Source organism: Enterobacter sp. BWH64 (genome assembly GCF_001037645.1).
GTDB classification, from domain to species: domain Bacteria; phylum Pseudomonadota; class Gammaproteobacteria; order Enterobacterales; family Enterobacteriaceae; genus Enterobacter; species Enterobacter hormaechei_C.
This window is the reverse complement of sequence record NZ_KQ089922.1, coordinates 101,292-126,634: the sequence shown is the minus strand read 5'-3', so window position 1 is coordinate 126,634 and position 25,343 is coordinate 101,292. Positions and strand designations below refer to the sequence as shown.

The window sequence follows — 25,343 nt, the reverse complement described above, 5'->3', positions numbered from 1 at the left end:
GACGTATGATGAAAGCGTTATCCAAACTGAAAGCGGAAGAAGGGATTTGGATGACCGACGTGCCGGAGCCGGAAGTCGGTCATAACGATCTGCTGATCAAAATTCGTAAAACCGCCATCTGCGGTACTGACGTTCACATCTACAACTGGGACCAGTGGTCGCAGAAAACCATTCCGGTACCGATGGTTGTCGGTCACGAATATGTCGGCGAAGTGGTGGGTATCGGCCAGGAAGTAAAAGGCTTCAACATTGGCGATCGCGTCTCCGGTGAAGGCCACATTACCTGCGGTCACTGCCGTAACTGTCGCGGTGGGCGTACCCACCTGTGCCGCAACACCGTCGGCGTGGGCGTGAACCGTCCGGGCTGCTTCGCGGAATACCTGGTGATCCCGGCGTTTAACGCGTTCAAAATCCCGGACAATATCTCTGACGATCTGGCCTCCATTTTCGACCCGTTCGGCAACGCGGTACACACGGCGCTCTCCTTCGACCTGGTGGGTGAAGACGTGCTGGTTTCCGGCGCGGGCCCCATCGGCATTATGGCGGCAGCCGTGGCGAAGCATGTGGGTGCGCGCAACGTGGTGATCACCGACGTGAACGAATACCGCCTGTCGCTGGCGCGCAAAATGGGCGTCACCCGCGCGGTGGATGTCTCGAAAGAGAGCCTGACCGATGTGATGGAAGAGCTGGGCATGACCGAAGGCTTTGACGTGGGTCTGGAGATGTCCGGCGCGCCACCGGCGTTCCGCACCATGCTCGACACCATGAACCACGGTGGCCGTATCGCGATGCTGGGTATTCCGCCGTCAGATATGTCCATTGACTGGAACAAAGTCATCTTCAAGGGGCTGTTCATTAAGGGCATCTATGGCCGTGAGATGTTCGAAACCTGGTACAAGATGGCCGCGCTGATCCAGTCCGGTCTGGATCTGTCCCCGATTATCACTCACCGTTTCTCCATCGATGAGTTCCAGCAGGGCTTTGACGCAATGCGGTCCGGCCAGTCAGGGAAAGTGATCCTGAGCTGGGATAAGTAATTAAAAAGGGGCTAGCGGCCCCTTTTTTTTACTGATTCTTTTTCTCTTCGTCCGTCAGGTAACGCACCTTGCGGGTGTAATCCTGGCCTTTGAACAGCAGTTTGTTATCCGGAGATTCCAGATACTTCTGCCATTCGGAAAGCGGGAAACCACCGTGCGCGCCAATCACCTCTTTCGGCACAACGGCTTCCTGACCGCCGATCTTCTTGGAGACCGGCCAGTTCATCCAGTCACCGAGGTTAACCGTTTTTACATCCAGCATGTCCAGCAGCGCAGCGAGCGGCAGCTGATCGGTCGGCGGCTGCGTGTCGTCCATCAGCTCCCAGGTATCCTGGAACAGCGTCAGCCACAGCGGGCAGATACGGCGCCAGGTCTTTTTGGTGGCGGCAAGAAACGCGCCGTTAACGTGATCGACCAGATACGGACGCACCGTTTCTTTGTAATATGCCGGCACTTTCTCCGCTGGCGCGCCGTCCAGCTTGGCAATCATTTTGCCCTGACGGAAGCTGGAGTAGATGTGCATATCCGCCATGTTGATCTCTGGCATTTTAAGCAGGTTGAGATCGGAGTCGATCATCAGCACACCTTCACCGCGCGCCTGCAACGGAGCGTTAAGCTTCACCAGACGACTGAGGTAGATCTGCTTATAGCGGTAACCTTCTTCACGTTTTGGAAGCGTGAGGGTAACAACGCGGGTTTTTGGCGGCAGCTCGCCGAAAGCGGATTCAGGCTGATCGCTGACGATAACAATCTCGCTGACGTCGGTGGCATAACGCTCTGCAAAGGTCGCTGACAATAACGCCTCTTCGACGAAATCCGCGCCCGTACACGGGATCACAATGGAATCCACCGCAACGAGATCGCGCGTGACCGGAAGGGAAGCGTAAGGAATGTTATGACGCCCGGTAATGTGGCGGTAGCGAGCATTCAGGAATTTAAACATGTTCTTCTCGTTTGGTTATTGCGCGCCAAGAACGGCCTCGACACCGTTAACATAGCTTTCAATGGCATACATGTTGCAGACATTCTGGTGTGCGGCAGCGGCGAGCCGGGCGCGCAGAGCAGGATCCTGCCAGATATTATCCAGATGTTGAGCAAGTTGCGACACGTCGCTCCAGGGAAACAGCAGGCCGGTCGACTCATGATCGATCAATTCTGCCGTGCCGGTCACCTTTGAACCAATCACGGGAATATTCAGCAGCATTGCCTCCAGCACGACGCGCGGCAGGCCTTCGCTCTTCGAGGCCAGAATAAATGCGTCAAAGGTGGCGAGATAGTCAAAAGGCGTGTTCTGGAAACCGGTAAAAATGACGTGCTCAGCAATACCCAGCGCGTCAGCCTGTGCCGCCAGTGCGCCGCGCTCCGCCCCTTCACCGACCAGCACCATCTTCCATTTTGCCTGCGGGTGCCTCTGGCTGAACTGTGCCAGCGCCTCCAGCGTATGGTGGTTGGCTTTGCGAGGGATTAGCGAGCCAATGCTGCCGAACACAAACGTGTCGTCATCAATGTTCAGGCGCTGGCGCATCGCGCGTCGGTCGGGCAAAGGCTGGTGGATGTCGATAGCATTGTTGACCGTGGTACACAGCGCTGGCCGGACGCCATGCTGAAGCAACACGCGTTCAACGCCGTGCGAGACGGCGATGATTTTTGTGGCATGGGCATTGACCAGCTTCACCAGCGGCGGGGTCAGCACCGGTTCAATCCGGCAGTGCTGGATTATCCGCGCATGCAGGTTTGCGCCCGCCAGATACCCTTCTTCGTTAGAGCCTGGCTGGTTGTTCATATACAGCGTATCGAATCCACCTTCCCTGAAAATGGTCTCAATCTTGCTGACGTTGGGGCGAATGCGCCACAGGGTATCGATATGCCGCGTAAATGCTTTGCGCGCTGAACGCGAGAAAAACAGCAGACCACGTCCCGCTTCTTTCAGTAGTTTTGCCCATGCCGGTTGCTTACGTTGAGGGATAACGAGTAGCGGGATCCCAATGCTATTGAGCACCTGGCCAATCGTTTGACCTTCAGCACGACTATAATCACTGTAAAAACAACAAGTAATGTCGAATTTGTCGCGGTTGATTCGCTTCAGAAGCTCAAGCATACTGTTGGTACCTCCCCCCCATTCTTTGCCCGTGTCCAGGAGGAGGATTTTACGTTTTTGCGGCATGTCTGAATCCGTATGCTACCCTTCATCTGACCGCATTATAAAGAATTTACTGAAATAAAATAGATTTTTTGTATTCATTTGCCTTTTTATAAGCAAAGGTTTTAAACACGCTTATTTTAAAAGTGCGATTTAAGACTTTAATCGCCTCTTCTCAATTCGATAGTATGAGTGCAAAAATTTTATGTTGTTATTGAGAGAGTGAAAATATGTTTAAAATAACGGTCTGCTTATTAACGTTTAACTCCGAAAGAACGTTGCACGATGTTATTCCTCCTCTTTTAAAAATAGCAGATGAATTCGTTATAGTGGATTCCGGAAGTACAGACTCGACGATATATATTTGCCAGAGTTATGGATTGTCGCCCATATTCAAAAAATATAGCTGGCACGGCGAGCAGATGAACCATGCCGTATCCCATGCGCACAACGACTGGGTGCTGTGCATGGACAGTGACGAAATACTCGATCAAGAAACCGTTGATGCTATTTTAAAATTAAAAATGGGCGATGAACCCGAACCGGATATGGCGTGGCGGATATGTCGTCACTGGTTTGTTTTGGGAGAAAATGTCCGAACGATTTATCCCGTCTCATCACCGGATTATCCGGTGCGTCTTTTTAACCGTACGCAGTCGCGATTTAATAACCGGCCAGTAGACGATCAGGTTGAAGGTTTTCTCCGTTCTGAACGTATTCCAGGTTATGTCAGACATGATACGTTTTATTCGCTGCATGAACTTTTTAATAAATTAAACGGATATACCACTCGCCTGGTTCAATATCAGACGATACGTCCCTCTCTTGGTCGCGGCGCGATCAGCGCTATTGGCGCATTTTTCAAATGGTATCTGTTTAGCGGTGCGTGGCGTCAGGGCAAAGTAGGTGTGGTGACAGGGTTTTATGCCACGGCGTACAGTTTTTTGAAGTATTTCAAGGCCTGGTATCAGGATCGGGAAAAGAGAGAGTCCGTTGCAAAAGAGCAGTCGGACTCTTATCTGGCAGAATAGGCGTTAGCCGATCAGGCTTTTTTTCCCCAACCCTGCCACTGTTGCTGGACGTATTTAACCAGTGTACTGCTGCTGATGCTTTCGCCAATCACCGAGAAGAAGCGGGTTGCATAGACCGGTTCAGGCGGCTGTTTCAGCGTGCAGTTCTTCACGCCGCGGAATGGATTACGCGGCTGCGTTGCGGGTGGTTGCGCGCTACCCGGACGAGAAGTATCCACCTGAGGTTCATTGAGCAGATCGCTCGGACGCACCAGCGTAATATCGGCGGGTAAGCCCGGCAACATTTGCTGCAAAACGCGAACAGTAGACGGATGCGGATGCCCAATGGCAATCGCCGAACCGTTACGGCGCGCCAGCTGTACCGCGCGGTTGAACTGCACGCGGATATCCGCTTCGTTCTGGGAGTCGTCCAGGAATACTTTGCGCTTGATGACTTTTACACCCGTCCCCTGAGCGGCACGCATCGCCTGGCTGTTGCCGATGGTCATGCTGTCGAGGAAATAGAGATTGTAACGCTCCAGCGCCTGCATCACTTTCAGCATACCGTACAGGCTGGAGGTCATCGCGCTGCCCATATGGTTATTCAGACCCACGGCATACGGCACTTTATTGTACGCATCGCGGATGATGCGATCGATCTCGTCGCTGCTCATGTCCGGGCGCAGGGTATCTTTTTCCAACGGCTGCTTGCTGAGGGGGGCCATCGGCAGATGGATGAGGACCTGATGGCCGCCATTGTGCGCTTTGGTCGCCATTTCATGCGCGTGAGGCGCATTAGGCAGGACGGCGACAGAGATGGCTGGCGGCATCGCCAGCACCTGATTTTCATAGTGTGGTCGATAACCGAAGTCATCAATCACAATCGCGAGTTTGCCTGCATAAACCGGTGCAGCCAGCGCCAGTGCGCTGACTACGGAAACAACAATTCGACGAAATTGAAGCAAAACCTATCTTCCCAACCACGGCTGTGGATTGACCGCCTGACCCTGACGACGAATTTCGAAATAGAGTGACGGGCGGCCCTGACCGCCACTGCTGCCCACAAGGGCAATGGGTTGACCCGCGCGCACCTGAGTGCCAACGCTGACCAGCGCGCTCTGGTTGTAGCCGTAAAGACTCATATCGCCTTTACCGTGTTCAACCACCACCACGAGCCCATAACCCTGTAGCCAGTCGGCCAGGATCACGCGGCCATCGGCGATGGCTTTCACTTCGCTACCTTCAGACGCACCGATAACGATCCCCTTCCAACGTAGCTCACCCTGCAACTGTTCGCCATAGCGATGCAGGATCGTACCGCGAACGGGCCAGTAAGCCTGACCACGCGGGGAGCCGAGGCCGCCGGTACGCGACATCAGGGAACGTTCATTTTCAGTCGGTTTGTAGGTGGTGCCTTTCCGGGAGGCTTCCTGCTGCTTATTACGCACCGCCTGCGCTTCACGCGCTTCTTTTTCGGCGCGCGCTTTGGCCGCGGCTTCTGCCCGGGCAATGCTGTTACGCAGTCTGGATTCGTTGGCGCGCATTTCGCTCAGTTGGCTTTGTCCTGCCTGGATAGAGGACTCCAGCCCGGCGAGCGTCTTCTTACGCTCATTGCGCGCCTGCTCAAGCTTCTCCTGCTGCGCCTGCTGATCGTAGAGCAGCGTTTGCTGCTGGCTCTGCTTCTCTTCCAGCTCGGCTTTTTGCGTGGTGACTTCTTCGCGCGTCTGTTTCAGCTGCGCAATGGTCTCCTGACGCGCCTGGTTTAGATAGCCGAAATAGGCCTGTAAACGCTGACCACGCTGGCTCTCTTCACCGCTGAGGATCAGCTGAAGGCCTGTGTGCTCACCCTGACGGAAAGCAGCATCAAGCTGTGCAGCAAGGTTCCGCTCCTGGGCATCGCGCTGACGCTCCAGTTTCGCAATCGACGCGTTCATTTCATCGATTTGCTTATTGAGCTGGGCAAGGGTGTTTTGTGTTTCACGCAGCTTACGCGCGGCGGCGGAAATGGCCTCTTCCTGCTTTTTAAGCTGGGCGAGCAGGGTGGCGCGCTGCTGTTGCTGCTGACGTACCGCACGCTCTTTGGCGGCGATATCGGCCTGAATGGATTTAAGCTGATCGCGGTCATCCGCGTGGGCGGATGCGGCGCACAGCAATACGCCAGCGCTGAGTGCGCTGGCGCAAAGCAGAGGTCTGACTGATAACCGAAGCGGCTTCACGACCCATGTGATTGAAAAAATCGCCTTTCCCCTCATGGGGAGCGATTATTCCACGATGAACAGCGGCTTGCCAGTCATCTCTTCAGGGATTTCCATACCCATCAGCGACAACATGGTTGGCGCGATGTCGGAAAGCTTGCCGCCTTCCACAGCTTTCACTGATTTATCACCTACATAAATCAGTGGAACAGGCAGGTTGGTATGGGCGGTATGCGCCTGACCGGTTGCCGGATCACGCATCTGTTCTGCGTTACCGTGGTCAGCGGTGATCAGCAGCTGGCCGCCCACGGATTCAACCGCTTTTGCGACCTGCTCAACGCAGTGGTCCAGCGCTTCAACAGCTTTAACGGCTGCTTCCATCACGCCGGTGTGGCCCACCATGTCGCCATTCGGATAGTTACAGATGATGGTGTCGTATTTACCGCTTTCGATCGCGGCCACCAGTTTTTCGGTCAGCTCCGCAGAGCTCATTTCTGGCTGGAGATCGTAAGTGGCGACTTTCGGCGAGTTAATCAGGATGCGGTCTTCGCCTTTAAACGGCTCTTCTACGCCGCCGTTAAAGAAGAAGGTCACGTGCGCATACTTCTCAGTTTCGGAGATGCGCAACTGCGTTTTATCGTTTTTCGCCATCCACTCGCCGAAGGTATTTTCCAGGGAAGCGGGTGGATACGCGCATGGGGCTTTGATATCCGCTGCATACTCAGTCAACTGGATGAAATCGATCTTCGCCACTTTCTTACGGGCGAAACCGTCGAAATCGCTGTTGACGAAGGCGCGGGTGATTTCGCGCGCGCGGTCAGCACGGAAGTTCATGAAGATCAGCGCATCGCCATCTTCCATGGCGGCATCGGCCTGGCCTTCAGCGCGGATCACGGTTGCCTTCACAAATTCGTCGTTTTCATCACGCGCGTAAGCCGCTTCCAGGCCTTCAACGGCGGTCGGGAACTGGAACTCACCTTTTGCCAGGGTCAGCAGATCATAGGCTTGCTCAACGCGGTCCCAGCGGTTGTCACGGTCCATGGCATAGTAACGGCCAACGATGGACGCCACGCGGCCTTTGCCCAGTGCGGCAAATTTATTTTCAAACGCTTTAAGAGAACCTTTTGCGCTGCGTGGCGGCGTATCGCGACCATCCAGGAAGGCGTGCAGATAGATTTTTTCCGCACCGCGCTCGGCGGCCAGTTCTACCATCGCCATGATGTGATCTTCGTGGCTGTGAACGCCGCCCGCAGAGAGCAGACCCATAATGTGAACGGCCTTGCCTGCGGCAACGGCTTTATCAACCGCTCCGGTGAGCGTTGGGTTGGCAAAGAATGTACGTTCTTTGATTTCAACGTCCAGGCGCGTCAGGTCCTGATAAACGATACGGCCCGCACCCAGGTTAACGTGACCCACTTCAGAGTTGCCCATCTGACGATCCGGCAGACCCACTTCCAGGCCAGACGCATCAATCAGGGTGTGGGGACGTTTTGCCCATAGCGCATCCATAACCGGGGTTTTGGCGTTGAAAATGGCGTTATCCTGTTGATCTTCACGGTAGCCATAGCCATCCAGAATCACCAGTACCATAGGTTTTTTAGAAACCGACATTGCGACAACCTCATGCTCAAGAGACAAAAAATTTGCGTAATTTTACTACAGCTGAATCGATAAAATAGCCGCAGAAGATCAAAGAAAGCGCGGGGGCAAGGCTGTTCTCAGGCCATTTTGAGGCTTTTTTTACGTGGCATGCCGCAGAAAATAGATTAGCTTTATGTCGCTGGCTGTATTTGCCACAGCGCACAGGTATACTCCTGTCCTGGTTTTTTTAATCACTTAGTCGGGAGTTGTTACCCCCCATGCAAGAAATTATGCAATTCGTTAGCCGCCACCCGGTTCTGAGCATCGCGTGGATTGGCCTGCTGGTCGCTGTACTGTTCACCACATTTAAGGGACTGACGTCTAAAATTAAGGTGATCACCCGCGGTGAAGCGACACGTCTGATCAACAAAGAGGACGCCGTGGTTGTCGATCTGCGTCAGCGCGACGATTTCCGCAAGGGCCACATCGCAGGTGCTATCAACCTGCTGCCCGCGGAAATTAAAGCGAACAACATTGGTGAGCTGGAGAAGCATAAAGCCCAGCCGATTATTGTTGTTGACGGCACTGGCATGCAGGCGCAGGAATCTGCCAGCGCACTGCATAAAGCAGGCTTTGAAAACGTAACGGTGCTGAAAGAAGGCATCTCCGGCTGGAGCGGGGAGAATCTTCCTTTAGTGCGCGGTAAATAAGGAGTTAAGTGATGGCCAATATTGAGATCTACACCAAAGCAACGTGCCCGTTCTGCCACCGAGCGAAAGCGCTGCTGTCCAGCAAAGGCGTAACGTTCAAGGAACTGCCGATCGATGGTGACGCGATTAAACGCGAAGAGATGATCCAACGCAGTGGTCGCACAACGGTTCCACAGATTTTTATTGATGCGCAGCACATTGGCGGCTGTGATGACTTGTATGCGCTCGACGCCCGTGGTGGACTCGATCCGCTGCTGAGCTAGAGACTTTAGGACAATTAAAAAGGGTTTTTCCATGTCAGAACAAAACAACACCGAGATGACTTTCCAGATCCAGCGCATCTACACCAAGGATGTCTCTTTCGAAGCGCCAAATGCGCCGCACGTTTTCCAGAAAGACTGGCAGCCAGAGGTTAAACTTGATCTGGATACCGCATCCACCCAGCTGGCGGATGATGTGTATGAAGTCGTACTGCGTGTCACCGTGACCGCCTCTCTGGGCGAAGAAACCGCATTCCTGTGCGAAGTTCAGCAGGGCGGTATCTTCTCCATCGGCGGCATCGAAGGCAACCAGATGGCGCATTGCCTGGGTGCATACTGCCCGAACATCCTGTTCCCGTATGCCCGTGAATGCATCACCAGCCTGGTTTCTCGCGGTACATTCCCGCAACTGAACCTTGCGCCAGTAAACTTTGATGCGCTGTTCATGAACTATCTACAGCAGCAGGCTGGCGAAGGTACCGAACAACATCAGGATGCCTGATGAGCACTGTTAATGCGTCAATGACTGTGATCGGTGCCGGCTCTTACGGCACCGCTCTTGCCATCACCCTGGCAAGAAATGGTCACGACGTGGTCCTGTGGGGCCACGATCCAAAACATATCGCGACGTTGCAACACGACCGCTGCAATGTGGCGTTTCTCCCGGACGTTCCGTTCCCTGACTCCCTGTATCTGGAAAGCGACCTCGCGACCGCGCTGGCGGCCAGCCGCAATATTTTGATTGTGGTGCCAAGCCATGTGTTTGGCGAAGTCCTGCGTCAGATTAAGCCGCTGATGCGTGCGGATGCGCGTATTGTGTGGGCGACGAAGGGGCTGGAAGCGGAAACCGGACGTCTGTTGCAGGACGTTGCCCGCGAAGCGCTGGGAACAGCGATCCCGCTGGCGGTGATCTCCGGGCCGACGTTTGCCAAAGAGCTGGCTGCGGGCTTGCCGACGGCGATTTCGCTGGCGTCCACCGACCAGGCATTTTCCGACGATCTTCAGCAACTGCTGCACTGCGGCAAAAGCTTCCGCGTGTACAGCAACCCCGATTTTATCGGCGTGCAGCTGGGCGGCGCGGTGAAGAACGTCATTGCCATCGGGGCCGGGATGTCTGACGGCATCGGTTTCGGCGCGAATGCGCGTACTGCGCTGATCACCCGTGGCCTGACCGAAATGTCCCGCCTGGGCGAAGCGCTGGGTGCCGATCCGGCCACCTTTATGGGAATGGCAGGGCTGGGCGACCTGGTGCTGACCTGCACCGATAACCAGTCGCGTAACCGCCGCTTTGGCATGATGCTCGGACAGGGCAGCGATGTAAAAAGCGCGCAGGAGAAGATTGGTCAGGTGGTTGAAGGCTATCGCAATACCAAAGAAGTTCGCGAACTGGCGCACCGTTTCGGTGTCGAAATGCCAATAACCGAGGAAATTTATCAGGTATTGTATTGCGGAAAAAATGCGCGCGAGGCAGCATTGACCTTATTAGGTCGTGCGCGCAAGGACGAGCGCAGCAGCAATTAGCCGGGAAGTATCGTCACCTGAATGACCCAGCCAGCGCAGAACTGGCTGGTCATTAACTATCGTCTGGAGCAAGCAATGCCGTGTGAAGAACTGGATATCGTCTGGAATAATATTAAAGCCGAAGCCCGAGCGTTGGCCGACTGTGAGCCCATGCTGGCCAGTTTCTATCACGCGACGCTACTTAAGCACGAAAATCTCGGCAGCGCCCTGAGCTATATGCTCGCCAATAAATTGGCTTCCCCTATCATGCCTGCTATCGCGATTCGCGAAGTGGTGGAAGAGGCCTACGCCGCAGATCCGGAGATGATTGCTTCTGCCGCCTGCGACATCCAGGCTGTGCGCACGCGAGACCCGGCGGTGGATAAATACTCCACGCCGCTGCTGTATCTCAAAGGCTTCCATGCCTTACAGGCGTACCGCATCGGCCACTGGTTATGGAATGAGGGACGCCGCGCGCTGGCCATCTTCCTGCAAAACCAGGTTTCCGTGACCTTCCAGGTCGATATTCACCCGGCGGCGAAAATTGGCCGCGGGATCATGCTCGATCACGCCACCGGCATTGTTGTTGGTGAAACGGCGGTGATCGAAGATGACGTGTCGATCCTGCAATCCGTTACGCTGGGCGGTACCGGTAAAACCAGCGGCGATCGCCATCCGAAAATTCGTGAAGGGGTGATGATTGGCGCGGGCGCTAAAATCCTCGGCAATATTGAAGTCGGACGCGGCGCGAAGATTGGCGCGGGGTCGGTTGTGCTCCAGCCTGTACCGCCGCACACCACCGCCGCTGGCGTCCCGGCGCGCATCGTCGGTAAGCCAGACAGCGATAAGCCGTCGATGGATATGGATCAGCACTTCAACGGTATTCATCACACCTTCGAATACGGCGACGGCATCTGAACCCCGGAACAGCCAAATAAAAAAGCCCGGTGAGTCAATGCACCGGGCTTTTGATTAGTTGCGGTATAACACTTTGATAATGTGATAGCCGAACTGCGTATGCAGTGGGCCGGTTGGCTCCAGCACCGGGCAGGAGAAGACCACTTTATCAAACGCCGGAACCATCTGGCCCTGGCGGAACTCGCCTAAGTCACCACCGCGTTTGCCTGACGGGCAAATCGAGTGTTTCTTCGCCAGTTTGCCGAAGTCGGCGCCGTTTTTAATCTGTTCGAGCAGATCCTGTGCCAGTTTCTCTTCTTTAACAAGGATATGCAGTGCTGCTGCTGTTTTTGCCATGATCGTGCCTTGAGTCGACTAGTTTACGATCGGTATACTACCACGCGTTTTTCCTCCTCTCCCGACTTTCATTGAGTGATCATTTATGCGTTTAAACCCCGGACAACAACAAGCTGTCGAATTCGTCACCGGACCCTGCCTGGTGCTGGCGGGAGCGGGATCCGGTAAAACACGCGTGATCACCAACAAAATCGCCCACTTAATTCGGGGTTGTGGATACCAGGCGCGCCATATCGCGGCGGTCACCTTTACCAACAAAGCGGCGCGTGAGATGAAAGAGCGCGTCGGCCAGACGCTGGGCCGTAAAGAGGCGCGCGGGCTGATGATCTCCACCTTCCACACGCTGGGTCTGGATATTATCAAGCGCGAATACGCGGCGCTGGGCATGAAGTCCAACTTTTCTCTCTTCGATGACACCGACCAGGTGGCGCTGCTTAAAGAGCTGACGGAAGGGCTGATCGAAGATGACAAAGTGCTGTTGCAACAGCTGATCTCGACGATCTCGAACTGGAAAAACGATCTGATGACGCCGGCCCAGGCAGCGGCAAGCGCCAAAGGCGAGCGCGACCGCATCTTTGCCCACTGCTACGGTCTGTACGACGCGCATATGAAAGCCTGTAACGTCCTGGATTTCGACGATCTGATCCTGTTGCCGACGCTGCTGCTTCAGCGGAATGAAGAGGTGCGCGAGCGCTGGCAGAACAAAATCCGTTACCTGCTGGTGGATGAATACCAGGATACCAACACCAGCCAGTACGAGCTGGTGAAGCTGCTGGTAGGGCAGCGTGCGCGCTTTACCGTCGTAGGCGATGACGATCAGTCGATTTACTCCTGGCGCGGCGCGCGTCCGCAAAACCTGGTGCTACTGAGCAAAGACTTCCCGGCGTTGCAGGTGATTAAACTGGAGCAGAACTACCGTTCTTCCGGGCGTATCCTGAAGGCGGCGAACATCCTGATTGCCAATAACCCGCACGTCTTTGAGAAGCGCCTGTTCTCCGAACTGGGTTACGGCACCGAGCTGAAAGTGCTCAGCGCCAACAACGAAGAGCACGAAGCGGAGCGCGTAACGGGCGAGCTGATTGCCCATCACTTCGTCAACAAAACTGAATACAAGGATTACGCGATCCTCTATCGCGGAAACCACCAGTCGCGCGTCTTTGAAAAGATGCTGATGCAGAACCGCATTCCCTACAAAATTTCTGGCGGTACGTCGTTCTTTTCGCGTCCGGAAATCAAGGATCTGCTGGCCTATCTGCGCGTGCTGACCAACCCGGATGACGACAGCGCTTTCCTGCGCATCGTGAATACGCCGAAACGCGAGATTGGCTCTGCGACGCTGCAAAAACTGGGTGAATGGGCGATGACCCGCAACAAAAGCCTGTTCACCGCCAGCTTCGATATGGGGCTGAGCCAGACCCTGACCGGGCGCGGCTATGACGCCTTAACCCGCTTTACCCACTGGCTGGGTGAGGTGCAGCGTCTGGCAGAGCGCGAGCCTGTGGCGGCAGTACGCGATCTGATCCACGGCATTGATTACGAATCCTGGTTGTATGAAACCTCTGCCAGCCCGAAAGCAGCCGAGATGCGGATGAAAAACGTTAACCAGCTCTTCAGCTGGATGACCGAAATGCTTGAAGGATCTGAGATTGACGAGCCCATGACCCTGACGCAGGTGGTCACCCGCTTCACGCTGCGCGATATGATGGAGCGCGGCGAAAGCGAAGAAGAGGCCGATCAGGTTCAGCTAATGACGTTACATGCCTCGAAAGGGCTGGAGTTCCCCTATGTCTATCTGGTGGGGATGGAAGAGGGCTTATTGCCGCACCAGAGCAGCATTGATGAAGATAACGTCGACGAAGAGCGCCGTCTGGCCTACGTGGGGATCACACGTGCGCAGAAAGAGCTGACGTTTACGCTGTGCAAAGAGCGCCGCCAGTATGGTGAGCTGGTGCGCCCGGAGCCGAGCCGTTTTCTGCTGGAGTTGCCTCAGGACGATCTTATCTGGGAGCAGGAGCGTAAAGTCATTACCGCTGAAGAGCGTATGCACAAAGGGCAGGCAAACGTGGCAAACATTCGCGCGATGCTGGCAAAAGCCAAAGAGAAGGGATAACTATTTGCAGGCCGGGTAAGGCGAAGCCGCCACCCGGCACGCTTCAAAGGGTCACTTCACATCAAGCGCCCAGTGCACATAGCTCTGCCACTGGTACTCCTGCTCAATCAGTTCCGCCCCAAGCGGATGATCCTCAAGCCAGTTTTCCGGTAGCGTCAGCGTCAGTTTCTCATCGTCTGCCGCCAGCGTAATGGCTGGCAGCAAATCATCACGACGCCGACTGGCAAACAGGATCGCCAGGCGAAGCAGACGACACAGATGCTCCGCCACGCGCGGCGGTACAGCGTTCTGCTGGTGAAGGGAAGAGAGATCGACGGCGTTAGTCTGATTTAGCAGCAGGGTGGCCAGCAGCTTCTTCTGGGCGGGCGTATAGCCCGGTAAATCGAGATTACGCACCAGCCAGGCCGCGTGCAGCGGTGCCTGCTTGTACTCCACGCTGAGACCAATTTCATGTAGCGCACAGGCGCTTAGCAGCAGATCGCGGCTTAACGGTTCAATATCCCAGCTTTTTTTCACCTGATCGGCAAACAGTGACGCCAGTTGACTCACTCTGTGTGCCTGGTCGATATCAACAATAAAGCGGCGCTGAACGTTACGCAGCGTACGGCTACGGATGTCCTGATCGACCGACTGGTGCAGCATTCCGTAGACCAGACCTTCGCGCAGCGCACCGCCTGCCAGGGTCATACACTGGATATTGAGTTCAGTAAAAATGGCGATCAGAATGGCGAGCCCACTGGGGAAAACCAGCGCGCGTTCGAGCGTCAGCCCTTCTATTTCAAGCTCTTCCAGACGACCACACTGGATGGCGCGCTGTTTAAGCTGCTGGAGTTTGGCAAGCGTGATCCGCTCGTCCATTCCCTGTGCCATCATGATTTCCTGCAACGCCTGAACGGTTCCGGACGCGCCGACACACACTTTCCAGCCGTGATAGCGCAGTTCGTCCATGACCGGGCGCAGGACCGCACGCGCCGCGTTTTCCGCCTCGTCAAAATTCTCTTTGGCAAGGTTTCGATCGGTAAAGTATCGTTCCAGCCAGGTCACACAGCCCATCGACAGGCTGAACAGTGACGTCGCCTGCGCGCCTGTGCCCGTGACCAGTTCAGTACTGGCGCCACCGATATCGACCACCAGACGACGATCGTCGCCGCCGGTCGTATGCGCCACACCCTGATAAATCAGACGCGCTTCTTCTTCACCGCTGATGACCTGCACCGGGCAGCCCAGAATTTCCTGTGCTCTGGCAATGAAATCGCCAGCGTTAACCGCCAGACGAAGGGTCGCCGTGGCAACAACGCGAATTTGACTGAGCGGGATATCCTGCAAACGTTCTGCAAACAGACGCAGACACTGCCAGCCACGTTCCATGGCTTCCGGGGAGAGGTGATTATCGCTGCTCAGGCCCGCCGCGAGGCGGACCTTGCGCTTAATGCGCGTCAGCGTTTGTATGCTTCCCGCCACCTCGCGCACAACCAGCATATGAAAACTATTCGAACCGAGATCAATTGCCGCATAAAGCGAGGTGGAGCTGAGCATATTTTTTAACCTGAACGACGACGATTACGCGGTGCACCGCCGGAACGACGCGGACCATTGCCGGAGCGTGGACGGGTAAGGCGCTTAGGTGGCGGCAGCTCGCTCAACAGCGCGTCCGGATTGTATTTGCTCTGTGGAATAGAGTGACCGATGTAGGTCTCAATGGCCGGAAGATTCAGCGCATACTCTTCACACGCAAGGCTGATGGAGTGACCGCTTGCGCCGGCACGACCGGTACGACCGATACGGTGTACATAGTCTTCACAGTCATCTGGCAGGTCATAGTTAAAGACGTGCGTCACGGCTGGAATGTGCAGGCCACGGGCCGCCACGTCGGTCGCGACCAGAATATCAAGGTCGCCACGAGTAAATTCGTCGAGAATGCGCAGGCGTTTTTTCTGCGCTACGTCGCCGGTCAGCAGGCCCACACGGTGACCATCTGCCGCCAGGTGACCCCAGATATCTTCACAGCGGTGTTTGGTGTTCGCGAAGATAATCGCGCGATCCGGCCACTCTTCTTCGATCAGGGTTTGCAGCAGGCGCATTTTCTCTTCATTAGAAGGATAGAAAAGCTCTTCTTTAATGCGGTGCCCGGTTTTCTGCTCCGGTTCTACTTCCACATATTCCGCATTGTTCATCTGCTCGAATGCGAGTTCACGTACGCGGTATGACAGGGTTGCGGAGAACAGCATGTTCAGACGCTGGTTTGCCGCAGGCATACGGCGGAACAGCCAGCGGATGTCTTTAATGAAGCCCAGATCGTACATACGGTCTGCTTCATCCAGCACCACGACCTGGATTGCGCCGAGGTTGATATGGTTCTGTTTGGCGTAGTCGATAAGACGGCCGGTGGTCCCAATCAGGATATCGACGCCGCTTTCCAGCACTTTCAGCTGTTTATCGTAGCCGTCGCCGCCATAGGCCAGGCCAAGTTTCAGGCCGGTGGCTTGCGCCAGGGGCTCAGCGTCTGCGTGGATCTGTACCGCCAGTTCTCGCGTCGGGGCCATAATTAGCGCGCGCGGCTGGTTAACTTTGCGGTCTGCAATCGCCGGGTGAGAAAGTAAATAATGAAACGTTGACGTTAAAAACGCCATCGTTTTGCCAGTACCGGTTTGCGCCTGCCCTGCAACGTCGCGACCGGCCAGCGTCAGCGGCAGGGCGAGAGCCTGAATGGGCGTGCAGTTATGAAACCCTTTAGTTTCAAGGGCTTCGATCACCTTTGGGTGCAGGGCGAAGTCGGAAAACTTCTGTTCTGTTAAATGTGTTTTGCTCATAGTGTGGTAGAATATCAGCTTACTATTGCTTTACGAAAGCGTATCCGGTGAAATAAAGTCAACCTTTAGTTGGTTAATGCGACATCAACACGTCGTTGGTGGAGACAAAACCAACGTACCAGGCTTATTCCTGTGGAGTTATATATGAGCGATAAAATTATTCACCTGACTGACGACAGTTTTGACACGGACGTACTTAAAGCTGACGGGCTGATCCTCGTTGATTTCTGGGCTGAATGGTGTGGTCCTTGCAAAATGATCGCTCCGATTCTGGATGAAATCGCTGACGAATATCAGGGCAAACTGACCGTTGCCAAGCTGAACATCGACCAGAACCCGGGCACCGCGCCAAAATACGGTATCCGTGGCATCCCGACCCTGCTGCTGTTCAAGAACGGTGACGTGGCGGCGACCAAAGTGGGCGCACTGTCCAAAGGTCAACTGAAAGAGTTCCTGGACGCTAACCTGGCGTAAGGTTTCTCAGCTGAGCGTCCAGAGCGCCTAATTAACGGCGAGATCTGGACGCCCGGCTTTAGTCGTGCTAAGTTAGCTATGACTACGTTTTAAACATATCTTGTTGTTTGAATCTTGTTTTACCCGATACTTCCCGTTGTTAACTTAAACAGTGCGTGAAGTTGCTAGATTCCGGGCTTGTCACTCAATCCGTCTTGTCGTTTCAGTTCTGCGTTCTTTCCCTGTGACCAGACAGCGAACAGACATGAGGTGATGGCCGCTAAACAGGCATGGATGACCCTGCCATACCATTCACAACATTAAGTTCGAGAATCACCCCGAGTTTAAGAACCCACACCATTATGAATCTTACCGAATTAAAGAATACGCCGGTTTCTGAGCTGATCACTCTCGGCGAAAATATGGGACTGGAAAACCAGGCTCGTATGCGCAAGCAGGACATCATTTTCGCCATCCTGAAGCAGCACGCTAAGAGTGGCGAAGATATCTTTGGCGACGGTGTGCTGGAGATACTGCAAGACGGATTTGGTTTCCTCCGCTCCGCAGACAGCTCCTACCTCGCCGGCCCTGACGACATCTACGTATCCCCTAGCCAAATCCGCCGTTTCAACCTCCGCACTGGTGACACCATTTCAGGTAAGATTCGTCCTCCAAAAGAGGGTGAACGCTACTTTGCGCTGTTGAAGGTTAACGAAGTTAACTACGACAAACCGGAAAACTCCCGCAATAAGATCCTGTTCGAGAACTTAACGCCGCTGCACGCTAACTCTCGTCTGCGCATGGAGCGTGGTAACGGGTCTACTGAAGACTTAACCGCTCGTGTGCTGGATCTGGCATCGCCAATTGGTCGTGGCCAGCGTGGTCTGATTGTGGCGCCGCCAAAAGCCGGTAAAACCATGCTGCTGCAAAACATCGCGCAGAGCATTGCTTACAACCATCCAGACTGTGTGCTGATGGTGCTGCTGATTGACGAACGTCCGGAAGAAGTGACCGAGATGCAGCGTCTGGTGAAAGGGGAAGTGGTTGCGTCTACCTTCGACGAGCCTGCTTCTCGCCACGTTCAGGTTGCGGAAATGGTCATCGAGAAGGCGAAACGCCTGGTTGAGCACAAGAAAGACGTGATCATCCTGCTCGACTCCATTACCCGTCTGGCGCGTGCCTACAACACCGTGGTGCCGGCTTCCGGTAAAGTACTGACCGGTGGTGTGGATGCTAACGCCCTGCATCGTCCGAAGCGTTTCTTCGGTGCGGCGCGTAACGTGGAAGAGGGCGGTAGCCTGACCATTATCGCGACGGCGCTGATCGATACCGGCTCCAAAATGGACGAGGTTATCTACGAAGAGTTCAAAGGTACAGGCAACATGGAACTGCACCTTTCTCGTAAAATCGCAGAAAAACGCGTCTTCCCGGCGATCGACTACAACCGTTCCGGTACCCGTAAAGAAGAGCTGCTTACCACTCAGGAAGAGCTTCAGAAAATGTGGATCCTGCGTAAAATCATCCATCCAATGGGCGAAATCGACGCAATGGAATTCCTCATTAATAAACTGGCGATGACCAAAACGAACGACGATTTCTTCGACATGATGAAACGCTCGTAACGCAAATAATCCCAGTAAACGCCACGTTTTTACGTGGCGTTTTTTATTTATGGACTATACGCTATTACCACACACTCCCAATTTAGACCTGTCGGTGCGACAATAAGAAGGTTTGCACAGTCAAAGAAATAATTGATTGAAAAACATACAAAGGGAGTTGTGATGAGCCATCTTTAATCCTTCTGAGGCAGAGGCTTCATGGTTATACTTCCGGGACTAACATTTGTTGAGAGCAATCCATTGTGAATCTACTCACTGCTGTAACTGAGCTGATCAGTATTTTTTTATTCACAACCTGTTTTTTGTTCATTGCGTGCAAGGTAGCAAAAAGAATTGGGTTAGTGGACAAACCGAACTTCCGTAAACGTCATCAGGGGCTTATTCCACTGGTGGGCGGCATTTCGGTATACGCAGGCATCTGTTTCACATTCGGGATCGCGGATTACTATATCCCCCATGCCGCACTCTACCTGGCATGTGCCGGTGTGCTGGTACTGGTCGGCGCCCTTGATGATCGTTTTGATATCAGCGTGAAGTTCCGCGCGACGGTACAGGCGGCCATTGGCATCATTATGATGGTGGTAGGCGGCCTCTATCTAAGAAGCCTGGGCTACGTGTTTGGTCCCTGGGAGCTGGTGCTTGGGCCATTCGGCTTCTTCCTGACGCTGTTTGCCGTGTGGGCGGCTATCAACGCCTTTAACATGGTTGACGGTATAGACGGTCTGCTCGGTGGGCTGTCCTCTGTTTCGTTTGGCGCTATCGGCATCATCTTATGGTTTGACGGCCAGTACAGCCTGTCAATGTGGTGCTTTGCCATGATTGCCGCCATCCTGCCTTACATCTGCCTGAACCTGGGTGTGTTAGGGCGTCGCTATAAAGTCTTTATGGGCGATGCGGGCAGTACCCTGATTGGCTTTACGGTTATCTGGGTCCTGCTGGAGACCACGCAGGGTAAAACGCACCCTATCAGCCCGGTAACGGCTCTCTGGATTATCGCCATCCCGCTGATGGACATGGTCGCTATAATGTACCGCCGTCTGCGTAAAGGGATGAGCCCGTTTTCTCCCGATCGGCAGCATATTCATCACCTGATTATGCGCGCCGGCTTCACGTCTCGTCAGGCATTTGTGTTGATTACGCTTGCGGCTGCTATTCTGGCTGCGATTGGCGTAGCCGCGGAATACGCACATTTCATTCCTGAATGGGTAATGTTGGTATTATTCTTGCTAGCATTTTTCATGTACGGTTACTGCATCAAGCGTGCATGGAAAGTCGCGCGTTTTATTAAACGTTTAAAACGCAGGATGCGTCGGAACAGTGGCAAAAACACAACATTAACTAAGTAAAACCGGGACTATGATGACTCAACCGTTGGCGGGAGCGAAATCAGTGGGCACTGAGAACGAGCTGGATATTCGTGGTTTGTTTCGCGTGTTATGGCAGGGCAAACTGTGGATTGTGGGGATTGCCCTGGGGTTCGCGCTGTTAGCGCTTGCCTACACCTTCTTTGCAAAACAAGAGTGGAGCGCCACGGCGATCACAGACCGACCAACGGTGAATATGCTTGGAGGCTACTACTCCCAGCAGCAATTCCTGCGTAATCTTGATATCAAGGCCAATCTGGCGACCCCGGATCAGGCTTCGGTGATGGATGAATCCTACAAAGAGTTTGTGATGCAGCTGGCGTCGTGGGATACACGTCGCGATTTCTGGTCCCAGACGGACTACTACAAGCAGCGCATGGTCGGTAACAGCAAAGCGGATGCCGCGCTGCTGGATGACCTGATTAATAACATTCAGTTTATGCCTGGCGATGTGCTCCGTAACGTTAGCGACAGCGTGAAGCTGATTGCGGAAACGGCGCCGGACGCCAATAACCTGTTGCGTCAGTACGTTGCTTTTGCCAGCCAGCGCGCGGCCAGTCATCTGAATGACGAGCTGAAAGGCGCCTGGGCTGCGCGTACTATTCAGATGAAAGCGCAGGTCAAACGTCAGGAAGAGGTCGCTAAGGCTATCTTCGCCCGTCGCGTACATAATATTGAGCAGGCGCTGAAGATTGCGGAACAGCACAATATTTCCCGTAGCGAAACGGATGTTCCGGCTGACGAACTCCCGGATTCAGAAATGTTCCTTCTTGGTCGCCCAATGCTTCAGGCACGTCTGGAAAATATCCAGGCCGTTGGCCCTGACTTTGACCTTGATTACGACCAAAACCGCGCCATGCTCAATACGCTCAACGTCGGTCCAACGCTGGACCCGCGTTTTCAGACCTATCGTTATTTAAGAACGCCTGAAGAGCCTGTAAAACGCGATAGTCCGCGTCGCGCATTCCTGATGATCATGTGGGGGATTGTGGGCGCACTGACTGGCGCTGGCGTAGCGTTATTGCGTCGCCGCACAAACTAAGAACGCCGTCTACGATGAAGGCTGCGGCCTTCATCGTCTAATCGAAGAGAATCGATGTGAAAGTACTAACCGTATTTGGCACCAGGCCGGAGGCCATCAAGATGGCGCCTCTGGTTCATGCGCTGGCCAGAGATCCTGATATTGAAGCGAAAGTGTGCGTGACTGCCCAGCACCGTGAGATGCTCGATCAGGTCTTAACCCTCTTTTCTATCGTCCCGGATTACGATCTCAATATAATGAAACCGGGACAGGGACTGACGGAAATCACCTGCCGTATTCTGCAAGAATTAAAGCCTATTCTGGAGTCGTTCAAGCCGGATGTGGTGCTGGTGCACGGCGACACCACCACCACCGTGGCGACCAGCCTGGCCGCGTTCTATCAGCGTATCCCCGTTGGTCATATTGAAGCGGGTCTGCGTACCGGCAATCTCTATTCCCCGTGGCCGGAAGAGGCCAACCGTACGCTCACCGGTCACCTGGCGATGTACCATTTTGCGCCAACCGAGAACTCACGTCAGAACCTGCTGCGCGAAAATATCAGCGACAGCAAGATCTTCGTCACCGGCAATACGGTCATTGATGCGCTGATTTGGGTGCGTGACCGCGTGCTGGCTAACAGCGAGCTTCAGGCAGAACTTGCTGCGCGCTATCCGTTCCTGAACAACGGCAAGAAAACGATTCTGGTGACGGGCCACCGCCGCGAAAGCTTTGGCCGTGGCTTTGAGCAAATTTGCCACGCGCTGGCTGAAATCGCCGCGCAGAACGATGATGTGCAGATTGTCTATCCGGTGCACCTCAACCCGAACGTCAGCGAACCGGTCAACCGTATCCTGGGCCACGTGGAAAACGTGCTTCTGATCGAGCCGCAGGACTATTTGCCATTTGTCTGGCTGATGAACCACGCCTGGCTGATCCTGACCGATTCTGGCGGCATTCAGGAAGAGGCGCCCTCCCTCGGTAAGCCGGTACTGGTGATGCGTGAAACCACCGAACGCCCGGAAGCGGTTACTGCCGGTACCGTGCGTCTGGTGGGAACGGATCCGCGTCGTATTGTCGAAGAGGTCACGCGCTTACTGCATGACGATGAAGAGTATCAGGCGATGAGCCGGGCCCACAATCCGTACGGTGACGGGCAGGCTTGTGGTCGTATTTTGCACGCACTTAAACACAATCGGGTAACGCTATGAGTTTTTCTACCATCTCTGTTGTTGGTCTTGGCTATATCGGGCTGCCTACTGCGGCGGCCTTTGCCTCTCGTCAAAAGCAGGTCGTTGGCGTAGATATCAACGCGCACGCGGTGGAAACCATCAACCGTGGCGAAATTCATATCGTGGAGCCCGATCTCGATCGTGTGGTGAAAAAGGCGGTGGACGGTGGCTTCCTGCGCGCCAGCACCACGCCGGTAGAAGCCGATGCGTACCTGATTGCGGTTCCAACGCCCTTTAAAGGCGATCATGAGCCTGACATGGTTTACGTCGAGGCGGCAGCAAAATCCATTGCGCCTGTGCTGAAGAAAGGGGCGCTGGTTATTCTTGAGTCCACTTCACCTGTTGGGGCTACCGAGCAGATGGCGCAGTGGCTGGCCGAGGCGCGTCCCGATCTCAGCTTCCCGCAGCAGGCGGGCGACCAGGCCGATATCAATATCGCCTACTGCCCTGAGCGCGTACTGCCAGGCCAGGTGATGGTGGAACTGATTAAAAACGACCGCGTGATTGGCGGCATGACGCCAGTCTGCTCCGCGCGCGCCAGCGAGCTGTATAAAATTTTCCTTGAAGGCGAATGTGTGGTGACCAACTCCCGCACCGCCGAGATGTGCAAACTGACCGAAAATAGCTTCCGCGACGTTAACATCGCGTTTGCGAATGAACTGTCGTTGATTTGCGCCGATCAGGGGATTAACGTCTGGGAACTTATTCGTCTTGCCAACCGTCACCCCCGCGTGAACATCCTTCAGCCGGGGCCGGGCGTGGGTGGGCACTGCATCGCGGTCGATCCGTGGTTTATCGTGGCGCAGAACCCGGAACAGGCACGCCTGATTCGCACCGCGCGCGAAGTAAACGACCACAAACCGCACTGGGTTATCAACCAGGTCAAAGCCACGGTCGCGGATTGCCTGGCCGACAGCGGCAAACGCGCCAGTGAGCTGAAAATTGCCTGCTTTGGTCTGGCATTCAAACCGAATATTGACGATCTGCGCGAAAGCCCGGCGATGGAAATTGCCGAAATGATCGCTGCCTGGCACAGCGGTGAAACGCTGGTGGTTGAGCCGAATATTCATGCGCTGCCGGCAAAACTTGCCGGTCACTGCACCCTTACCGCCCTGGATGACGCGCTGGCGACGGCGGATGTGCTGGTGCTGCTGGTGGATCACAATGCGTTCAAAGCGGTTTCCGGTGATGCCGTACGTCAGCAGTATGTTGTTGATACCAAAGGCGTGTGGCGTTGAGTATCCTCAACGGCGTGCTGGAGGCCCTTGAGTGGGAAAGCGCATTCTTTGCGCGTCCCTCAGCGATAGTGCGTCTGCGCGACAATGCCCCTGCGTTGCAGGAAGCAGACTTCAGCGCCTGGCAGCGCGTACAGGCTAAGATCCCGGCGGACCGCGCCGATCTGCTGGACGCCCTCCAGCAGCACGGATTCCGGCTGGTCGAGGGTGAGGTTGATCTCTCTGTTACCGTGGCTCTCCACGCCTCACCGGGCGCGGAAATTGCAACGGAGCAGGATATCCCCGCGCTGCGTAAGATGGCGGCGCTGGCCTTCGCTCAGAGCCGTTTCCGGGCGCCCTGGTATGCGCCCGATGACAGCGGCCGCTTTTATGCCCAGTGGATAGAGAATGCGGTCAAAGGCACGTTTGACCACGTCTGTCTGGTGTTCCGTACTGCCGGGGGGCAGATTCAGGGTTTTGTTTCGCTTCGCAGGCTCAACGAGCACGAGGCGCGCATCGGATTGTTAGCCGGGCGCGGCATGGGCGAGAAACTCATGCAGGCGGCGCTGCACTGGGCGGAGCAACAACAGGTATCGACGCTGCGGGTCGCAACCCAGATGGGCAACACCGCTGCGCTTAAACGTTATATTGCGAGTGGTGCCAGCATCGACGCCACCGCCTACTGGTTATACAGGTGACAAGATGATTCCATTTAACGCGCCTCCCGTTGTGGGCACTGAACTTGATTACATGCAGTCTGCTATGGGCAGCGGCAAGCTCTGTGGTGACGGCGGTTTTACCCGCCGCTGCCAGCAGTGGATGGAGCAACGTTTTCACAGTGCCAAGGTACTGCTGACGCCGTCCTGTACCGCATCGCTTGAGATGGCGGCGCTGTTGCTGGATATCCAGCCCGGCGATGAAGTGATCATGCCGAGCTACACCTTCGTCTCCACGGCGAACGCGTTTGTCCTGCGCGGGGCGAAAATCGTGTTTGTGGATATCCGTCCGGATACTATGAACATCGACGAAACGCTGATTGAAGCGGCGGTCACCGATAAAACGCGGGCGATTGTGCCGGTGCATTACGCGGGCGTGGCCTGTGAGATGGACACCATCATGGCCATCGCTAAAAAGCACAACCTGTTTGTGGTGGAAGACGCCGCGCAGGGCGTGATGTCCACCTACAAAGGGCGCGCGCTGGGCACCATTGGTCATATCGGCTGCTTTAGCTTCCACGAAACCAAAAACTACACCGCAGGCGGCGAAGGCGGCGCGACGCTGATTAACGATCGTGCCCTGGTGGAGCGTGCGGAAGTGATCCGTGAAAAAGGGACCAACCGCAGCCAGTTCTTCCGCGGTCAGGTGGATAAGTACACCTGGCGCGATATCGGCTCAAGCTACCTGATGGCGGATTTGCAGGCCGCGTATCTCTGGGCGCAGCTGGAAGCGGCAGAGCGAATCAATCTGCAACGCCTCTCCCTGTGGCAAACCTACTACGACGCGCTGGAGCCGCTGGCAAAAGCCGGACGTATTGAACTGCCGACTATTCCGGCAGACTGCATCCACAACGCTCACATGTTCTACATCAAGCTGCGCGATAACGACGATCGCAGCAAGCTGATTGCCTGGCTGAAAGAGGCGGAAATTATGGCGGTATTCCACTATATTCCGCTGCACTCCAGCCCGGCTGGCGAAGCCTTCGGGATGTTTGCCGGTGAAGACCGCTACACCACCAAAGAGAGCGAACGTCTGCTCCGCCTGCCCCTGTTCTACAACCTCGCGCCGGTGAACCAGCGTACGGTGATCAATTCGCTTCTGAGTTATTTCGCCTGA

24 protein-coding genes are annotated in these 25,343 nt (G+C 55.0%); 16 read left to right on the top strand and 8 right to left on the bottom strand.

Annotated elements, in window-relative coordinates; all coding sequences use genetic code 11:
* The first annotated feature begins 8 nt into the window (after nt 1–8).
* Nucleotides 9–1,037: an L-threonine 3-dehydrogenase gene (gene tdh / locus SK50_RS00625; protein WP_017383610.1), complete on the top strand. Its 1,029-nt coding sequence runs from the start codon at nt 9–11 to the stop codon at nt 1,035–1,037.
* Between the two features lie 28 nt (nt 1,038–1,065).
* Here tdh and SK50_RS00620 read toward each other — a convergent pair whose 3' ends face one another.
* Together SK50_RS00620 and SK50_RS00615 are read right to left on the bottom strand one after the other, a co-directional pair.
* Nucleotides 1,066–1,980: a hypothetical protein gene (locus SK50_RS00620; RefSeq protein ID WP_015570028.1), complete on the bottom strand. Its 915-nt coding sequence runs from the start codon at nt 1,978–1,980 to the stop codon at nt 1,066–1,068.
* 15 nt (nt 1,981–1,995) lie between these two features.
* Entirely contained in the window at nt 1,996–3,201 is a 1,206-nt protein-coding gene (locus tag SK50_RS00615; protein WP_017693957.1) for a glycosyltransferase, read from the bottom strand.
* A 206-nt stretch (nt 3,202–3,407) separates the two neighbouring features.
* Between SK50_RS00615 and SK50_RS00610 the strand changes: the two genes are divergently transcribed.
* Nucleotides 3,408–4,208, top strand: a complete 801-nt coding sequence (locus SK50_RS00610) for a glycosyltransferase family 2 protein (protein ID WP_023295721.1) — start codon at nt 3,408–3,410, stop codon at nt 4,206–4,208.
* A gap of 11 nt (nt 4,209–4,219) precedes the next feature.
* Here SK50_RS00610 and SK50_RS00605 read toward each other — a convergent pair whose 3' ends face one another.
* Genes SK50_RS00605 through gpmM form a run of 3 tightly spaced genes read right to left on the bottom strand, consistent with a single transcriptional unit; the run spans nt 4,220 to nt 7,993 of the window.
* Nucleotides 4,220–5,152 (bottom strand): divergent polysaccharide deacetylase family protein, encoded by a 933-nt coding sequence (locus SK50_RS00605; RefSeq protein WP_017693955.1) that lies wholly within the window; start codon nt 5,150–5,152, stop codon nt 4,220–4,222.
* A 3-nt stretch (nt 5,153–5,155) separates the two neighbouring features.
* A complete protein-coding gene (gene envC, locus SK50_RS00600) occupies nt 5,156–6,415 on the bottom strand; it encodes a murein hydrolase activator EnvC (RefSeq protein ID WP_026094345.1) in 1,260 nt (419 codons plus the stop codon).
* A 33-nt stretch (nt 6,416–6,448) separates the two neighbouring features.
* A complete protein-coding gene (gene gpmM / locus SK50_RS00595) occupies nt 6,449–7,993 on the bottom strand; it encodes a 2,3-bisphosphoglycerate-independent phosphoglycerate mutase (RefSeq protein ID WP_040117060.1) in 1,545 nt (514 codons plus the stop codon).
* Between the two features lie 248 nt (nt 7,994–8,241).
* Between gpmM and SK50_RS00590 the strand changes: the two genes are divergently transcribed.
* The 5 genes from SK50_RS00590 (at nt 8,242) to cysE (ending at nt 11,351) form a co-directional block, all read left to right on the top strand.
* Nucleotides 8,242–8,673: a rhodanese-like domain-containing protein gene (locus SK50_RS00590; protein WP_017383604.1), complete on the top strand. Its 432-nt coding sequence runs from the start codon at nt 8,242–8,244 to the stop codon at nt 8,671–8,673.
* An 11-nt stretch (nt 8,674–8,684) separates the two neighbouring features.
* Nucleotides 8,685–8,936: a glutaredoxin 3 gene (gene grxC / locus SK50_RS00585; protein ID WP_003860837.1), complete on the top strand. Its 252-nt coding sequence runs from the start codon at nt 8,685–8,687 to the stop codon at nt 8,934–8,936.
* Between the two features lie 31 nt (nt 8,937–8,967).
* Nucleotides 8,968–9,435 carry a protein-export chaperone SecB gene (gene secB / locus SK50_RS00580; RefSeq protein ID WP_014168079.1) on the top strand — a complete coding sequence of 156 codons (468 nt, stop codon included), beginning with the start codon at nt 8,968–8,970 and terminating at the stop codon, nt 9,433–9,435.
* Nucleotides 9,435–10,454, top strand: coding sequence for an NAD(P)H-dependent glycerol-3-phosphate dehydrogenase (gene gpsA / locus SK50_RS00575; RefSeq protein WP_006812398.1), 1,020 nt, complete (start codon nt 9,435–9,437; stop codon nt 10,452–10,454). Before secB ends, gpsA begins: the two co-directional genes overlap by 1 nt.
* Before the next feature lie 75 nt (nt 10,455–10,529).
* Nucleotides 10,530–11,351 carry a serine O-acetyltransferase gene (cysE, locus tag SK50_RS00570; RefSeq protein ID WP_022646641.1) on the top strand — a complete coding sequence of 274 codons (822 nt, stop codon included), beginning with the start codon at nt 10,530–10,532 and terminating at the stop codon, nt 11,349–11,351.
* A gap of 54 nt (nt 11,352–11,405) precedes the next feature.
* On the opposite strand, the gene ppiC is transcribed toward cysE, so the two are convergent.
* Nucleotides 11,406–11,687 (bottom strand): peptidylprolyl isomerase PpiC, encoded by a 282-nt coding sequence (ppiC, locus tag SK50_RS00565; protein WP_006812396.1) that lies wholly within the window; start codon nt 11,685–11,687, stop codon nt 11,406–11,408.
* A gap of 85 nt (nt 11,688–11,772) precedes the next feature.
* Between ppiC and rep the strand changes: the two genes are divergently transcribed.
* A complete protein-coding gene (gene rep, locus SK50_RS00560; RefSeq protein ID WP_015570023.1) occupies nt 11,773–13,797 on the top strand; it encodes a DNA helicase Rep in 2,025 nt (674 codons plus the stop codon).
* A gap of 51 nt (nt 13,798–13,848) precedes the next feature.
* Here the strand turns inward: rep and gppA are convergent, their stop codons facing one another.
* Both gppA and rhlB read right to left on the bottom strand, forming a co-directional pair.
* Nucleotides 13,849–15,333, bottom strand: coding sequence for a guanosine-5'-triphosphate,3'-diphosphate diphosphatase (gene gppA / locus SK50_RS00555; protein WP_017383602.1), 1,485 nt, complete (start codon nt 15,331–15,333; stop codon nt 13,849–13,851).
* Nucleotides 15,334–15,338: 5 nt separating this feature from the next.
* Nucleotides 15,339–16,607, bottom strand: coding sequence for an ATP-dependent RNA helicase RhlB (gene rhlB, locus SK50_RS00550; protein ID WP_006812393.1), 1,269 nt, complete (start codon nt 16,605–16,607; stop codon nt 15,339–15,341).
* 144 nt (nt 16,608–16,751) lie between these two features.
* Between rhlB and trxA the strand changes: the two genes are divergently transcribed.
* The 8 genes from trxA (at nt 16,752) to rffA (ending at nt 25,343) form a co-directional block, all read left to right on the top strand.
* On the top strand, nt 16,752–17,081 hold the full coding sequence (gene trxA, locus SK50_RS00545) for a thioredoxin TrxA (protein WP_006812392.1): 330 nt from the start codon (nt 16,752–16,754) through the stop codon (nt 17,079–17,081).
* A gap of 341 nt (nt 17,082–17,422) precedes the next feature.
* Complete coding sequence (gene rho, locus SK50_RS00540) at nt 17,423–18,682, top strand: transcription termination factor Rho (protein WP_001054528.1); 1,260 nt, start codon at nt 17,423–17,425, stop codon at nt 18,680–18,682.
* 242 nt (nt 18,683–18,924) lie between these two features.
* Entirely contained in the window at nt 18,925–20,028 is a 1,104-nt protein-coding gene (wecA, locus tag SK50_RS00535) for a UDP-N-acetylglucosamine--undecaprenyl-phosphate N-acetylglucosaminephosphotransferase (protein ID WP_048228971.1), read from the top strand.
* A gap of 13 nt (nt 20,029–20,041) precedes the next feature.
* Nucleotides 20,042–21,088 (top strand): ECA polysaccharide chain length modulation protein, encoded by a 1,047-nt coding sequence (gene wzzE / locus SK50_RS00530; protein WP_017693953.1) that lies wholly within the window; start codon nt 20,042–20,044, stop codon nt 21,086–21,088.
* A gap of 56 nt (nt 21,089–21,144) precedes the next feature.
* Nucleotides 21,145–22,275: a non-hydrolyzing UDP-N-acetylglucosamine 2-epimerase gene (gene wecB, locus SK50_RS00525; RefSeq protein WP_045343866.1), complete on the top strand. Its 1,131-nt coding sequence runs from the start codon at nt 21,145–21,147 to the stop codon at nt 22,273–22,275.
* The gene (gene wecC / locus SK50_RS00520; RefSeq protein WP_015570020.1) at nt 22,272–23,534 is read left to right on the top strand and encodes a UDP-N-acetyl-D-mannosamine dehydrogenase; all 1,263 of its coding nucleotides are present in this window, start codon (nt 22,272–22,274) and stop codon (nt 23,532–23,534) included. The genes wecB and wecC overlap by 4 nt, the downstream gene beginning before the upstream one ends.
* Entirely contained in the window at nt 23,531–24,208 is a 678-nt protein-coding gene (rffC, locus tag SK50_RS00515) for a dTDP-4-amino-4,6-dideoxy-D-galactose acyltransferase (protein ID WP_032620667.1), read from the top strand. Before wecC ends, rffC begins: the two co-directional genes overlap by 4 nt.
* 4 nt (nt 24,209–24,212) lie before the next feature.
* On the top strand, nt 24,213–25,343 hold the full coding sequence (gene rffA, locus SK50_RS00510) for a dTDP-4-amino-4,6-dideoxygalactose transaminase (protein ID WP_015570019.1): 1,131 nt from the start codon (nt 24,213–24,215) through the stop codon (nt 25,341–25,343).